The sequence below is a fragment of the Tranquillimonas rosea genome (genome assembly GCF_900111315.1).
Lineage (GTDB): Bacteria > Pseudomonadota > Alphaproteobacteria > Rhodobacterales > Rhodobacteraceae > Tranquillimonas > Tranquillimonas rosea.
Map to the genome: position 1 here is coordinate 31485 of NZ_FOGU01000013.1, position 13042 is coordinate 44526.

General features: G+C 67.6%; 14 protein-coding genes. 4 read left to right on the forward strand and 10 right to left on the reverse strand.

Going from position 1 to position 13042, the window contains the following annotated elements:
• The first annotated feature begins 349 nt into the window (after positions 1 to 349).
• Positions 350 to 763, forward strand: a complete 414-nt coding sequence (locus BMZ25_RS17550; protein WP_092695955.1) for a VOC family protein — start codon at positions 350 to 352, stop codon at positions 761 to 763.
• A gap of 8 nt (positions 764 to 771) precedes the next feature.
• Here BMZ25_RS17550 and BMZ25_RS17555 read toward each other — a convergent pair whose 3' ends face one another.
• The 3 genes from BMZ25_RS17555 to BMZ25_RS20965 form a co-directional block, all read right to left on the reverse strand.
• Entirely contained in the window at positions 772 to 2115 is a 1344-nt protein-coding gene (locus BMZ25_RS17555; protein WP_092695956.1) for a sensor histidine kinase, read from the reverse strand.
• Entirely contained in the window at positions 2088 to 2783 is a 696-nt protein-coding gene (locus BMZ25_RS17560; protein ID WP_092696013.1) for a response regulator, read from the reverse strand. Before BMZ25_RS17560 ends, BMZ25_RS17555 begins: the two co-directional genes overlap by 28 nt.
• A 109-nt stretch (positions 2784 to 2892) precedes the next feature.
• Entirely contained in the window at positions 2893 to 3501 is a 609-nt protein-coding gene (locus BMZ25_RS20965) for an MliC family protein (RefSeq protein WP_177190520.1), read from the reverse strand.
• A gap of 286 nt (positions 3502 to 3787) precedes the next feature.
• Between BMZ25_RS20965 and BMZ25_RS17575 the strand changes: the two genes are divergently transcribed.
• Genes BMZ25_RS17575 through BMZ25_RS17585 form a run of 3 tightly spaced genes read left to right on the forward strand, consistent with a single transcriptional unit; the run spans position 3788 to position 5960 of the window.
• Positions 3788 to 4546 carry an amino acid ABC transporter substrate-binding protein gene (locus BMZ25_RS17575; RefSeq protein WP_092695958.1) on the forward strand — a complete coding sequence of 253 codons (759 nt, stop codon included), beginning with the start codon at positions 3788 to 3790 and terminating at the stop codon, positions 4544 to 4546.
• Between the two features lie 8 nt (positions 4547 to 4554).
• On the forward strand, positions 4555 to 5229 hold the full coding sequence (locus BMZ25_RS17580) for an amino acid ABC transporter permease (RefSeq protein ID WP_092695959.1): 675 nt from the start codon (positions 4555 to 4557) through the stop codon (positions 5227 to 5229).
• Positions 5226 to 5960, forward strand: a complete 735-nt coding sequence (locus tag BMZ25_RS17585) for an amino acid ABC transporter ATP-binding protein (protein ID WP_092695960.1) — start codon at positions 5226 to 5228, stop codon at positions 5958 to 5960. The genes BMZ25_RS17580 and BMZ25_RS17585 overlap by 4 nt, the downstream gene beginning before the upstream one ends.
• A gap of 138 nt (positions 5961 to 6098) precedes the next feature.
• Here the strand turns inward: BMZ25_RS17585 and BMZ25_RS17590 are convergent, their stop codons facing one another.
• From BMZ25_RS17590 to BMZ25_RS17620, 7 genes are all read right to left on the reverse strand, one after another.
• Positions 6099 to 6536, reverse strand: a complete 438-nt coding sequence (locus BMZ25_RS17590) for an EF-hand domain-containing protein (RefSeq protein WP_092695961.1) — start codon at positions 6534 to 6536, stop codon at positions 6099 to 6101.
• Positions 6537 to 6689: 153 nt separating this feature from the next.
• Positions 6690 to 7427 (reverse strand): FadR/GntR family transcriptional regulator, encoded by a 738-nt coding sequence (locus BMZ25_RS17595; protein ID WP_092695962.1) that lies wholly within the window; start codon positions 7425 to 7427, stop codon positions 6690 to 6692.
• The gene (gene yjfF, locus BMZ25_RS17600; protein WP_092695963.1) at positions 7424 to 8389 is read right to left on the reverse strand and encodes a galactofuranose ABC transporter, permease protein YjfF; all 966 of its coding nucleotides are present in this window, start codon (positions 8387 to 8389) and stop codon (positions 7424 to 7426) included. Before yjfF ends, BMZ25_RS17595 begins: the two co-directional genes overlap by 4 nt.
• A complete protein-coding gene (locus BMZ25_RS17605) occupies positions 8386 to 9414 on the reverse strand; it encodes an ABC transporter permease (protein WP_092695964.1) in 1029 nt (342 codons plus the stop codon). Before BMZ25_RS17605 ends, yjfF begins: the two co-directional genes overlap by 4 nt.
• Positions 9414 to 10931 carry a sugar ABC transporter ATP-binding protein gene (locus tag BMZ25_RS17610; RefSeq protein WP_092695965.1) on the reverse strand — a complete coding sequence of 506 codons (1518 nt, stop codon included), beginning with the start codon at positions 10929 to 10931 and terminating at the stop codon, positions 9414 to 9416. Before BMZ25_RS17610 ends, BMZ25_RS17605 begins: the two co-directional genes overlap by 1 nt.
• 111 nt (positions 10932 to 11042) lie before the next feature.
• Positions 11043 to 11993: a galactofuranose ABC transporter, galactofuranose-binding protein YtfQ gene (gene ytfQ / locus BMZ25_RS17615; RefSeq protein WP_092695966.1), complete on the reverse strand. Its 951-nt coding sequence runs from the start codon at positions 11991 to 11993 to the stop codon at positions 11043 to 11045.
• Between the two features lie 162 nt (positions 11994 to 12155).
• Positions 12156 to 13037, reverse strand: a complete 882-nt coding sequence (locus BMZ25_RS17620; RefSeq protein WP_092695967.1) for a choline/ethanolamine kinase family protein — start codon at positions 13035 to 13037, stop codon at positions 12156 to 12158.
• Positions 13038 to 13042 lie beyond the last annotated feature (5 nt).

The following is a 13042-nucleotide window of genomic DNA, read 5'->3' on the forward strand; positions in this document are numbered from 1 at the left end:
GGCCGGGCCGCCATCCACCCATAGCGAGGCAGGATACGCCCGACTTCGCAATAGAATTAGAGATTATCTTAATTCTAGTAGTATAATCTCTGAGTATATGACCGACCCCGCCGCGCCGCGGCATGGCACCCCGGCCGCGCGGTGCTACACGCAAGAAACCGATCAAATCAAAGGCATTGCAGTCTATTTTCGGGCATCCCGGCCCGGCGTCTCGGAAAATCCGCCGCCGCTCCATTGCATTTCTCAGTATACCACGTGCATCTGCGGCCATCGCCGCACTGCGCAATCGCTGGACGCGTTTGCCGCTTTCGTCGGCAGAACTGAAACCGGCATCACGGGAGCGCCGCACATGAAATCCGTCTTTCACCTCGCGATTCACGTCACCGATCTGGACGCCACGCGCGACTTCTACGGCCGCGTCCTGGGCTGCACCGAGGGCCGCTCGACGGACACCTGGGTGGACTACGACTTCTTCGGCCACCAGCTCTCGCTCCATCTCGGAGAGCCGTTCGGCACCGACCGCACCGGCAAGGTGGGCGACCACAAGGTGATGATGCCGCATCTCGGCGTGGTGCTGCCGCTGGACGACTGGCACGCCCTGGCCGAGCGCATCCGCGCCGAGGGCGTCAACTTCGACATCGAACCCGTCGTGCGGTTCGCCGGCGAACCGGGCGAGCAGCGCACGATGTTCTTCTTCGACCCCTCGGGCAACCCGATCGAGATCAAGGGCTTCGCCGACTTCCAGGGCCTCTTCGCCGCCTGACCGCCCGGTCAGGCCACGCCGAAACGCAGGGCCACGCCCTGCCCCTCCGGCGCCGGCGGCGCGATCTCCAGGCGCCCGCCCAGCCGCTCCATCGCCTCGGACACGATCGCCAGGCCCAGCCCGCTGCCGCCCGGCGCGGCGGCGGGACCGCGATAGAACCGCTCGGTCACGCGGGCACGGATGTCGCCGGGGATGCCCGGCCCGCCATCGCGCACCGTGACCGCTGGCCCGTCCGCCCCTTTCGTGACCTCGACCTGCACCTCACCGCCCTCGGGCGAGGCGGCGATGGCGTTCTCGACCACGTTGCGCACCGCCACCTGCAAGAGAAAGGCGTCGCCCGTCACGGTGGCGCCCCCCGCATGGTCGGCACAGACGACGGACACGCCCCGCGCCGCCGCGCGTGTCCGCGCCTCGTCGGCGATCTGCGCCGCGACCGCGCCCAGCGCGACCGGCCCGGCGTCGTCGGTCTCGCGGTCCACGGCGGTCAGGTCCAGCAATTGCCGCACCAGCCGGTCGGTCCGCACGACCGACTGGTCGATGGCCCGCAGCGCGGCCTCGCGATCCTCGGGGTGCTCGGCCATCATCGCCACCTGCGCCTGGGTACGCAGCCCGGCCAGCGGCGTCTTGAGCTCGTGCGCGGCAAAGCTGGTAAAGTCGCGCTCGGCCCGCCGCGTCCGCTCCACCCGCTCGAACAGGGTATTCAGCGCCCGGCGCACGGGCCGGATCTCGCGCGGGGCCGGCCCGTCGGGCAAGGGGCGCAGGTCAGACGGGCTGCGCGCCCGCAACGCGTCGGCCAGCTGGCTCAGCGGCGCCAGCCCCCGCGCGACGCTGATCCAGATCAGCGCGCCCAGAACCGGCAGCACGATCGCGGCGGGCAGCAGAACCGCCTCGACCACGCTGCGGATCAGCCGGTCGCGCACCGCGTGGCTGTCGCCCACGCTGACGCGCACGCCCAGCTCCTCGTTCACCACGGTGAACACGCGCCAGACCTCGCCGTCGATCACGGCACGCGAGAACCCGGTCTCGGCGGCGCCGGACAGCCGCTCCGCCGGCGCGCCGCCCGACTGGCCGATCAGGTCGCCCTCCAGCGTCCAGATCTGGCAATGCAATTGCCGCGAATAGCCGCCCCCCGTCTCAAGCGGGACCGCCACCGGCGCATGTCCCGCCCGCGCCACCTCGATCCGGTGGTCCGACATCAGCGACGACACCATGCGCGCGGCCTCGGACAGGCGCGCGTCCAGCACCCGCTCGACCTTCGAACGCGTGGAATACTCGATCCACACCACGGCCGAGAGCCAGACCGCCCCCGTCGCCAGCAGCAGGATCAGGAACAGCCTGAGCCGGATCGCGATGACGCGCCCTCCTCTGCCGGGATGCGATAGCCCAGTCCGCGCACAGTCTCGATGAAGCCCCGCCCCAGCTTGGCCCTCAGCTTGTGCACATGGACCTCGACCGCGTTGCTCTCGACCTCTTCCTGCCAGCCATACAGACGATCCTCGAGCTGCGACTTCGACAGGATGGTGCCGGGCCGCTCCATCAGCGCGTGCAGCACCGCGAACTCGCGCCGGGAAAAGCGCAAGGGCGTCTCGCCCGCCTGCCCGGTCAGGCTGCCGGGGTCGATGGTGACGCCGTGGCAGCTCAGCCGCCCCTCGGCGCGGCCCTCCTGCCGGCGCAGCAGCGCCCGCAGACGCGCGGCCAGCTCGCTCAAGTCGAACGGTTTGCCCAGATAGTCGTCGGCGCCCGCGTCCAGACCCTGCACCCGGTCGGCCACCCGGTCCCGCGCCGTCAGCAGCAGCACCGGCACCGTTCGCCCGCCGCGCCGCATCTCGGCCAGCAGGTCCAGGCCCGACCCGTCGGGCAGCATGATGTCCAGCACCACCCCGTCGAACGCCGTGGTCGCCAGCGCCGCGCGGGCATCCTCCAGGCAGGCCACCGCGTCGGGAGTAAAGCCGCTCATCCGCAGACCGGCCGTCAGCCCGTCGCGCAGGATCGCGTCGTCCTCGATCACCAGCACCCGCATGTGCGCCTCCTTGCCCACGCGCCCCACCATCGCGGCCTTAAGGTAACCTTAAGCCGCTGGGTCCGGCCGCCGCGGGCCTCGCAAAGCACACCCGCACGGGAAGGGGAAGCTAGCCGTCGGGCCCGGCCAGCACGCAGTCGTGATCCTCGCCCTGCGGCCATGTCAGGACGGCCGTGTCGCCCTTGGTCCAGATCGCCTTGCCAAAGCTGCCCTCGTAGCGCGCGCCCGAGGCCGTGCGCGTCTGCGTGCCCACATCCGTCTCGCCGCCCGTCTCGATCAGCACGCTCGGAAGCTCGGTGGCAAAGAAGGTCGTCGTCACCGACGCGGGCGTCCTCCCCGCGCAGGTCCAGGTGACGCGATTGATCGGCGGCTCAAGCCCGAACCCCGCCACCAGCTCGGCCTCGCGCCTCAGATAGGACTGTTTGGTGCAGGCGCGCACGTCGCCGGCCTTCCAGCACGCGTTGCGGCCCTTGATCCAGCCGCGCTGCATCGCGGTCAGGGTGTCCGCCGTTTCGGGCGACACCTCCGCGGACGCCTCCCGCGCCGCGGCAAAGCGGTCAGCCAGCCGCCGGTCCAGCGCCGCGAGGTCCGGATCGGCGCAGATCGCCTCCTCGACCGCGCCCTCGGCCCGGTCGCACGCAAACGACGGCCCCTCCTGCGCGGCGGCGGGCAACGACGCGCCGCAGAGCACGGCGACGAGGATCACAGACCGCGGCATCGACAGACCCTTTCCCGGTGACTCCGACGCGCCGAAGGTAGCACGCACTCCTCGGCCAACGAAGCGCATCGGTGTATGCCGCGTTGTGCACGCGCGGTGCACGTCCTGTGCACCGATGGTGACAGGCCGAAATGGACGAACAGGCGGACCAATTTTCGTGCCATTCGCGATTTTCGTCCCACCTCGTCGCCCAGCATCCGAACGCACCGCCTTATTTTCCGCCCCGCATTGCCCCATCCCTGTCCCGGGCATTACGTCCACTCCCCGAACCGCAAAGGAGCCGAAAATGCTCAGAAAATTCGCCCTCGCCCTCGCCGCCGCCACGACCCTCGCCGCCCCCGCCACCGCGCAGGAGAGCGACAGCCTGACCGTCGGCATGTCCGGCGGCTACTTCCCGTTCACCTTCGTCCGCCAGGACGAACTGCAGGGCTTCGAGGTCGACGCGATGAACGCCGTCGGCGAAGAGGCCAGGCTGGATATCTCCTTTGAAACAATGTCTTTTTCCGGCCTGATCGGCGCCTTGCAGGCCGGCCGGATCGACACGATCGCCAACCAGATCACCATCACGCCCGAGCGTGAGGAAATGTTCGTCTTTACCCAGCCCTACGTCATCGACGGCGCCCAGGTCGTAACCAAGAAAGGCAACGACGCGATCGGCGGCGTCGAGGATCTGCGCGGCAAGACCGTCGCCGTGAACCTCGGCTCGAACTTCGAGCAGCTGCTGCGCGACCTGCCCTTCGCCGACGAGATCGAGATAAAGACCTACGAGTCGAACATCGAACAGGACACCGCCCTCGGCCGCGTCGACGCCTTCGTCATGGACCGCGTCTCCTCGGCGCAGGTGATCCAGGAAAGCCCCCTCCCCCTCCAGCTCGCCGGCCAACCGTTTTCGGAAATCCGCAACGCCCTCCCCTTCCGCGACACCGAAGCCGGCCGCGCCATGCGCGACCGCGTCGACGCGGCGCTGACCACTCTGAAGGAGAACGGCACGCTGGCCGAGATCTCGCGGAAGTGGTTCGATAGCGACATCACGACCACGGAGTGAACTGACCGATGCGGGCGCTCGACCTCGATTACATGATCGGGCTGGTGCCCGTGATCCTCGGCTACGTGCCGCTGACGCTGTTCATGGCGGTCGCGGGGATGGTGCTGGCGCTCATCCTCGCCTCGCTCATGGCGGTCGAGCGCGTCATCAAGGTGCCGGGCCTCGACTGGCTGGTGATGCTGTTCATCAGCTTCTTCCGGGGCACGCCGCTGCTGGTGCAGCTGTTCCTGTTCTATTACGGGCTGCCGCAGGTCCTGTCGTTCCTCACGCAGATCAACGGCGTGACGGCGGCGATCATGGGACTGACGCTGCACTTCTCGGCCTACATGGCCGAGAGCATCCGGGCGGCCATCGCCGGCGTGGACCGCAGCCAGTGGGAGGCCGCGCAATCCATCGGCATGACGCAGGGCCAGATGATGCGCCGGATCGTGCTGCCGCAGGCCACGCGGATCGCCGCACCGACGCTGGTCAACTACTTCATCGACATGATCAAGGGCACCTCACTGGCCTTCACGCTGGGCGTCACCGAGATGATGGGCGCCGCGCAGAAGGAAGCCGCCGGCAGCTTCCTGTATTTCGAGGCGTTCCTCGTCGTCGCCGTGATCTACTGGATCATGGTCGAGGCGCTGAACCAGGGACAAAAGCGCCTAGAAAACCACCTGAACAAGGCGTTCGCACGATGATCTCGGTCCAGGGCCTCACCAAGCGCTTCGACAGCACGGCGGTGCTCGACGGGATCGACCTCGAGATCGAGCCCGGCGAGCGGGTCGTTGTCATCGGCCCCTCGGGCACCGGCAAGTCGACGCTGCTGCGCTGCCTGAACTTCCTCGACCGGCCGCAGGCGGGCACGATCACCATCGGCGACCTCAGCGTCGACGCGGCCAAGGCATCGCGGGCCGACATCCTCGCCCTGCGCCGCCGCACCGCGTTCGTGTTCCAGAACTATGCGCTCTTCGCCAACAAGACGGCGAAAGAGAACATCATGGAGGCCCTGGTCACGGTCCAGAAGCGCCCCAAGGCGGACGCCGAGGCGCGCGCACTGGAGGTGCTGCGCGAGACGGGCCTTGATAACAAGGCCGACAGCTATCCCGCCGCGCTTTCGGGAGGGCAGCAGCAACGCGTGGGGATCGGACGGGCGATGGCACTCGATGCCGGGCTGATGCTGTTCGACGAGCCGACGTCGGCGCTCGATCCCGAATGGGTGGGAGAGGTGCTGGACCTGATGCGCCGCGTCGCCGAGCAGCGGCAGACGATGCTGATCGTCACCCACGAGATCCAGTTCGCCCGCGAAATCGCGGATCGCGTCGTGTTCATGGACGGGGGACGGATCGTGGAACAGGGGCCGCCTGGGAAAGTGCTGGACGCACCGTCGGACGATCGGCTGCGCCGCTTCCTGCGCCGGGTCGGCCAGTAGAGCCGAACTGGTCGAGGCGACCGCCCGACACCCTGGTGCAGCTTAAACACAGGGGCGCCGGACGATCCCCTCCATGCTCTGAGAAAGCACGAAGCTGGGGGCGAGCGCGGCCTTGCGAGACCGCGCCGCGTAGGCAATTCAGCCCTGGGTCAGGACCGCAACGGCGGCGGGCTGACGCAGTTCGACCGCGTCGAGAAGGCCGTCGCCGTTCTCGTCGATCTCTTCGAAGTCCTCGGCAGACAGCTCGGGATAACGTGCCGAAGCCTCGTCATAGTCGTAGTACATCGTCTGGTTGCCCTCGGTGTCGATGTCCACGGTCATGCCGGTGGTCGTCGCCGACTGCTCGCCCATGATCTCCACGGCGACCGGCGCACGCGCTTCGGTCGGGTCGATCAGGCTGTCGCCGTCAGTGTCGATCTCCTGGAAATCGTTCGAACTGACATTGGCGTAGACGGCGGTCACTTCCTCGAACGAAAGGCGATTGTCGCCGTCGGCATCGACGGAGCTGAACGGGACCTGCGCGATCGCAGCAGTGGAAACCAGCATCGCAGCGGCGGTAATGACGGTCTTTTTCATCGTTACATCCTTCACTCGTAAGCAGTTTTTCTTGATCGTGCCGCTAGTGAAGCCGCGAGACCCCGAACCGTTCCCGGATTTTTTCTGACGGTGAATAACGCTCCCGTGATCACACGCCCGGAGCGACGCGCGGTAGCCCCTGCAAATGCAGGGCTACTTCGCCTGGCTGAGAAGCACCCGCACCTTTCGCCAGCCCTCTTCGATCACCTCGCGCATGGCGCGTTCGGCGCCGTCACGGTCGCCTGCGGCGATCGCATCGACAAGCGCGCGGTGCTGGGCGGCGGATTCTCTCTGACCCGCGGCGCTGGCCAAGGGCGAACTCAGGCGGAACGAGGTCAGCAGCGCCGCTTCGATCAGCGTGCCCACCGAGTTGAGGAAGGCGTTGCCCGCCGCCTCCTGGATGGCACGGTGCAGGTCGAGATCGGCAATCGAGAAATCCTGGCCGCTCGGCGATTCCGCCATCGTGTCGCAGCAGGCATACATCTTTTCGATCTTCACGGGCTCCGCGCGCTCGGCGGCCAGCCGGGCCGCGTAGGGCTCGAACGACAGGCGCATCTCGAACAGTTCTCCGAGAAAGGCGGCGTCGGCCCGCTCGTCGAGGTGCCAGGTCAGGACCTGCTGGTCGATCAGGCTCCACCTGTGACGGTCGAGCACGCGGGTGCCGACTCGGCTGCGCGGTTCGACCATGCCCTTCGCCGCCAGCGTCTTCATCGCCTCGCGCAGGACCGTGCGCGACACGCCGAACATCTCTGCCAGCTCCTCGTCCCGCGGCAGCAGGCTGTTCTCGGGAAAGTCGCCACGCACGATCCGGCGTCCCAGCCCGTCGACGACCATCGTGTGCGAATTGCGCGACGTGTCGCCCCGGAAGGACTTGCGCAACAGGTCGGTCATGCCGCCGCCCGCGCTGTGCCAAGGCGCAGCAGCCCCTTCTGAAGCAGGATGAACATCAGCAGCAGAGCCCCGATCACGATCTTGGTCCACCAGCTCGAGAGAGAGCCGTCGAACACGATGTAGGTCTGGATCAGTCCCATGGTCAGCACCCCGATCAGCGTTCCGAACACGTACCCCGCCCCGCCGGTCAGGATCGTCCCGCCGATCACCACCGCGGCGATCGCGTTGAGCTCGGTTCCGACCATCGCCAACGGATAGCCCGACGCCGTATAGATCGAAAACGCGACACCCGAAAGCCCGGCCATGAACCCCGAGAAGGCATAGATCTGCACCGTCGTCAGGCCCACCGGCACGCCCATCAGCTGCGCCGTCTGGGCACCGCCGCCCATTGCGAAGACCCGCGTGCCGAACCGAGTCCTGTGCGCCAGGATCATGCCGCCCGCGACCGACAGCAGCATCGCCACGCCGAGAAGCGTCAGCCGTCCCTTGCCCGGCATCAGGTAATAGGCGTCCTTCAGCACCTCGTAGAACGGGTGCTGGATCGGCACGGATTCGACGCTCAGCATGTAGCCGGCACCGCGGGCCAGGAACATCCCGGCGAGCGTCACGATGAAGGGCGGCATGGCGAGGACGTGGATCAGCCCACCCATGAAGGCGCCGAACGCCGTGGTCACCGCCAGGAGCAGCGCGAAGACGACCAGCGGATGCAGCCCGGTGTCACGCAGCATCACCGCGATGAACACGCCCGAGAAGGCGATGACCGAGCCGACCGACAGGTCGATCCCGCCGGACAGGATCACGACGGTCATGCCGACGGCCACGATCCCGAGATAGGCGTTGTCGGTCAGCAGGTTGCCGATCACCCGCGTCGACAGCATGGCGGGAAACTGCAGGTAGCAGACGAGGTAGGCGATCAGGAAGATCGCGATCGTTGCGAACAGGGGCAGCGTGCGCGAGGTCATTCTCCGGCCTCCCGAGTGGTGAGCTTGCCGGCCGCCGGTGTCCCGCGTCGCCGTCGCGCGATCCGCGCGAAACGTGGCGCGAGGTTCGGCGACTGCAGGACCAGGATCACCAGCACCAGGGCCGCCTTGATCACGAGGTTGAATTCCGACGGGAAGCCCGCCAGCAGGATGCCGGTGTCGATGGTCTGGATGATCATCGCCCCCAGCAGCGACGCCGCGATCGAGAACCGCCCGCCCAGCAGCGAGTTGCCCCCGATCACCACCGCGAGGATCGCGTCGAGCTCGAGCCAGAGCCCGGAATTGTTCGCGTCGGCACCGCGGATGTCGGCCGTCGCCACGATCCCGGCCCAGGCCGCGCAAAAGCCCGACGCCATGTAGACCGCGATCAGCAGCACCCGGCTGTTGATCCCCGCGAGCGTGCTGGCGCGGCGGTTGATGCCGATCGCCTCGATCAGCAGCCCGAGCGCCGTGCGCCGGACCAGCAGCGCGACGAGCACGCCCAGCAGCACCCAGATCAACGTGGGCATCGGCACGCCGAGGATGTCGCCCGACCCGAAGAAGGCCAGCCCCTCGTGGTTGAAGGTCAGGATGCGTCCCTCGGTGATGAGCTGCGCCACGCCGCGACCGGCGGTCATCAGGATCAGCGTGGCCACGATGGGCTGGATGCCGAAGACCGCAACGAGCGCCCCGTTCCACAGCCCCGCCGCGAGCCCGGCGAGCATCGCGAAGCCAAGCGCCCCCGCCAGCCCGTAGCCCGCCGAGATCGCCCAGGCCGAGCAGGCCCCGCAGATCGCCATCGTCGCGCCGACCGACAGGTCGATCCCCCGCGTGGCGATGACAAGAGTCATGCCGATGGCCAGCAGCGCGACGGGCGCGCCGCGCTTGAGAATGTCGATCACCGGGCCGACGAGCCGCCCGTCGGAATAGGTGATCTCGAGAAAGTCCGGAAAGAACACCGACACCAGCGCCATCAGGGCGGCCAGGGTCAGAAGCTGCGGCAGGACGCGTTGGATCACTCGCGGCATCAGGCGGCCTCCTCATCGCTGTCGGCGTCCGGGGCGGCGATGGCACGGACGATCGTGTCGGTCTCGACCTCGGCGCCGGTCAGCTGCGCAACGTGGCGCCGGTCGCGCACCACGATCACGCGATCCGCGACGGCCACCAGCTCGTCCAGCTCGGACGAGATCACCAGGATCGACATGCCGTCCGCCGTCACCTCTTCGATCAGGCGCAGGATCTCGGCATGGGCGCCGACATCGATGCCGCGTGTCGGTTCGTCGAGAATGAAGAACCGCGGGTTCATCGCCAGCCAGCGTGCCAGCACCACCTTCTGCTGGTTACCACCCGACAGATCGCCCACCGCCTTCTCGGCGTCGGAGGTGCGAATATCGAGCCGGTCGATGTAATGGTCGGCCAAACGGTTCTGCTCGGCTCGAGAGATCGGCCGCGCCCAGCCGCGCCGCGCCTGCAGCGCCAGCGCGATGTTCTCGCGAACGGAAAGATCGGCGACGATCCCGTCGGTCTTCCGGTCCTCGGGCGCAAAGCCGAAGCCCGCCGCGACCGCCTCGCGCGGGTTGCGCAACGCGATCTCGCCGTTTTCGTCCCGCGCGGTTCCGGTCTGCGTCGGCTTGATGCCGAACAGCACCTCGGCGCTCTCGGTCCGCCCGGAGCCGAGCAGCCCGGCCAGCCCGATAACCTCGCCGCGCCCGACGGACAGGTCGAAGGGCTCTATCAGCCCGCGCCGACCGACGCCCTCGAAATGGAGCGTGCGCTCGGACGGGTCGGACGGGACGTGGGCGTGCCGACCCTCGCGCGTCTCGTCCTCCAGCTCGTGCCCCAGCATGTGCTCGATCAACCGCAGCCGTTCGAGGCCCGCGATGTCGTCGGTCGCCACGCGGCAGCCGTTGCGAAGCACGGTGACACGGTCCGAGATCTCGAACACCTGGTCGAGGAAGTGCGAGATGAAGATGATCCCGAGCCCCTGCTCGCGCAGGCTGCGCACCACGTCGAACAGCATCGCCACCTCGCGGGAGTCGAGGCTGGCCGTCGGTTCGTCGAGGATCAGCACCTTGCCCGACAGGGTCACGGCGCGGGCGATGGCAACGATCTGCTGGATCGCCACCGAATATGTCCCGAGGTCGCGGCGCACATCCACATCGACGCCGTAGCCCGACAGCATCTCTTCGGCCTGCCGGCGCATGGCGCGGCCATCGACCATCCCGAAGCGCGTGGGCTGGCGGCCGAAAGTCAGGTTCTCGGCGACGGTCAGGTTCGGCAGCAGGTTCACCTCCTGGTAGACCGTGCCGATGCCCAGTTCCTGCGCCTCGAGCGTGCTCTGCGGCGAGATCGGGGCACCGTCGAGCGTCAGCTCACCCTCGTCCCGCTGATAGGCGCCGGTGAGGCACTTGATGAGCGTCGACTTGCCCGCGCCGTTCTCGCCGAGGAGCGCGTGCACCTCTCCCGCGCGCAGGTCGAAATCGACGGAGTCGAGCGCGCGCGTGCCCGGAAACGTCTTGGTCAGAGACCGGATGGTCAGCAGCATGGGAACCCGTCCTCGCCTCGGCGCGAACACGCGCCGGTTGCGCGCGGCCGGACGCCGCATCGCAGGACCGGGGCGGCGAACCGCCCCGGTGGTGAGTGAAACAGCGCGGGATCAGTACCCGAGGTCTTTCCGGGCCTCGTACTCGGCCTCGGGATCGTCCTCTTGGGTATAGAGCCGGGATTCCGTCTGGATGAACTTCGGCGGCGTGGTTCCGTCTTCCCAGTAGGCGTTCAGCGCGTCGAAGGCGGGGCCGGCCATGTTCGGCGTCAGTTCGACCGTGGCATTGGCGTCGCCGTCGGCCATGGCGCGGAAGATGTCCGGCACGCCGTCGATCGAGACGACCTTGACGTCCTCGCCCGGATTCACGCCGGCTTCTTTCATCGCCTGGATCGCGCCGATGGCCATGTCGTCGTTATGGGCGAACAGCGCGCAGATGTTGCCGCCGCCATCCTCGGCCTGCAGGAAGCTTTCCATCACCTCCTTGCCGCCGGTCCGGGTGAAATCGCCGGTCTGGCTGCGCACGATCTCGATGTTGTCGCTGCCCTCGATGGCGTTCTCGAAGCCCTGCTTGCGCTTGATGGCAGGCGACGAGCCGGTCGTGCCCTGCAGCTCGACCACGCGGCACTCTTCATCGCCGACATTGTCGACCAGCCACTGCCCCGCGACCTCGCCCTCATGCACGAGGTCCGAGCCCACGGCGGTCAGGTAAAGGTCCTCGGAGCTGTCGACCTGCCGGTCCAGAAGGACGACGGGAATCTCGGCCTCCTGGGCCTCTTCCAGCACGCTGTCCCAGCCGGTCGCGACGACGGGGGCGAGGAGAATGGCGTCGACTCCCTGCGCGATGAACGAGCGCATGGCCGAGATTTGGTTCTCCTGGCGCTGCTGCGCGTCAGAGAATTTCAGGTCGATGCCGCGCTCTTCGGCCTGCTGCCGGGTGAGCGTCGTCTCGGCCGCGCGCCATCCCGATTCCGATCCGATCTGTGAAAATCCGACCGTCTGCGCCGAAGCTGCGGCCGCACCAAAAGAGACCGCTGCCGCGGTCGCAAGAAGCGTCTTAATCATGATGTTCCTCCCAAAATCAGCCCTGAGGCTGGAGGAAAATTAGTCCTATAGTATGACTTATTGTCAAGAAGTATTTACCCCGGCCCGGAGACGGCAGCGCCCGCCCCGGATCAGGAGGTGGAAAAATATCGTATTATCAACGCCGTACAGGCGAAGCGGGCGCTACACGCTGCAGCGCGCCCAGGCGGCCTCGAAGCGCTGCAGGTTCTCGTCCGTGTAGCTGGCGAAGTCGAAGTCGACCTGCGAGTGTACCTCCGAGACCATGCTCCACATCGTCTCGCGCAGGAGCGACGCGGCCTTCATCGCGCGCAGGCCCTCGCGCGTGCGGTCGTCCGGCGTGCGACCGTAGTAGGCCTCGAGCATCGCGTCGTCCTCGTCCACCTCGAGCTGGCTGTTGGAGGACAGCCCGCCAAGGTCGAAGAGCGCCGAGTTGAACCCGGCGTAATCCCAGTCGATCAACCACAGACGCGACCCGTCGTCGATGAAGTTCGCGGGCAGAAGGTCGTTGTGCCCGAAGATCAGCTCGACCGGACCGACTGCGGACTCGAGCCTGTCGGCCCGCGCCATCAGGTCGGGCAACCGCCCGGCATGCGGGCTCTCCGCCTCCTGCAGGAGCCGGGCGTAGTGGCGAACGATATGAAACACCCAGAACATCAGCGCCGGCGCGGTGACGTTGCGGGCCATGCCGGTATGACACTCGCGCACCAGCCCCACCACGCGCTCCAGCATGGCGGGGTCGCGGATGTCCTCTTCGCCCAGCGTGCGCCCTTCGATGAAGTCGAGAACCAGCACGCCCGGCTCGGCATGGACCACCGGAGGCGAGATACCGAGTTCGGCCGCCGCGCGCGAAGCCGCCAGTTCATTGAACCGCATCACGCCGTGGGTTGGGATGTCCTCGCCGATCCGCACGAAAAAGGGGCGACCGCTGTCGCGGACCATGAAGTTGGTGTTCGTGATCCCGCCGCTGACGGGCTGGGGGTCGACCGGGCCGGACCAGAATTCAAGCGATCCGGCACGCCGAAGCGCTTCGTTCGCGTATGTCATGTTTG

Coding starts and splice junctions, on each gene's coding strand:
- BMZ25_RS17550 (WP_092695955.1), top strand. CDS start 350: ATGAAATCCGTCTTTCACCTCGCGATTCACGTCACCGATCTGGACGCC.
- BMZ25_RS17560 (WP_092696013.1), bottom strand. CDS start 2,783: ATGCGGGTGCTGGTGATCGAGGACGACGCGATCCTGCGCGACGGGCTG.
- BMZ25_RS20965 (WP_177190520.1), bottom strand. CDS start 3,501: ATGCCGCGGTCTGTGATCCTCGTCGCCGTGCTCTGCGGCGCGTCGTTG.
- BMZ25_RS17575 (WP_092695958.1), top strand. CDS start 3,788: ATGCTCAGAAAATTCGCCCTCGCCCTCGCCGCCGCCACGACCCTCGCC.
- BMZ25_RS17580 (WP_092695959.1), top strand. CDS start 4,555: ATGCGGGCGCTCGACCTCGATTACATGATCGGGCTGGTGCCCGTGATC.
- BMZ25_RS17585 (WP_092695960.1), top strand. CDS start 5,226: ATGATCTCGGTCCAGGGCCTCACCAAGCGCTTCGACAGCACGGCGGTG.
- BMZ25_RS17590 (WP_092695961.1), bottom strand. CDS start 6,536: ATGAAAAAGACCGTCATTACCGCCGCTGCGATGCTGGTTTCCACTGCT.
- BMZ25_RS17595 (WP_092695962.1), bottom strand. CDS start 7,427: ATGACCGACCTGTTGCGCAAGTCCTTCCGGGGCGACACGTCGCGCAAT.
- yjfF (WP_092695963.1), bottom strand. CDS start 8,389: ATGACCTCGCGCACGCTGCCCCTGTTCGCAACGATCGCGATCTTCCTG.
- BMZ25_RS17605 (WP_092695964.1), bottom strand. CDS start 9,414: ATGCCGCGAGTGATCCAACGCGTCCTGCCGCAGCTTCTGACCCTGGCC.
- BMZ25_RS17610 (WP_092695965.1), bottom strand. CDS start 10,931: ATGCTGCTGACCATCCGGTCTCTGACCAAGACGTTTCCGGGCACGCGC.
- ytfQ (WP_092695966.1), bottom strand. CDS start 11,993: ATGATTAAGACGCTTCTTGCGACCGCGGCAGCGGTCTCTTTTGGTGCG.
- BMZ25_RS17620 (WP_092695967.1), bottom strand. CDS start 13,037: ATGACATACGCGAACGAAGCGCTTCGGCGTGCCGGATCGCTTGAATTC.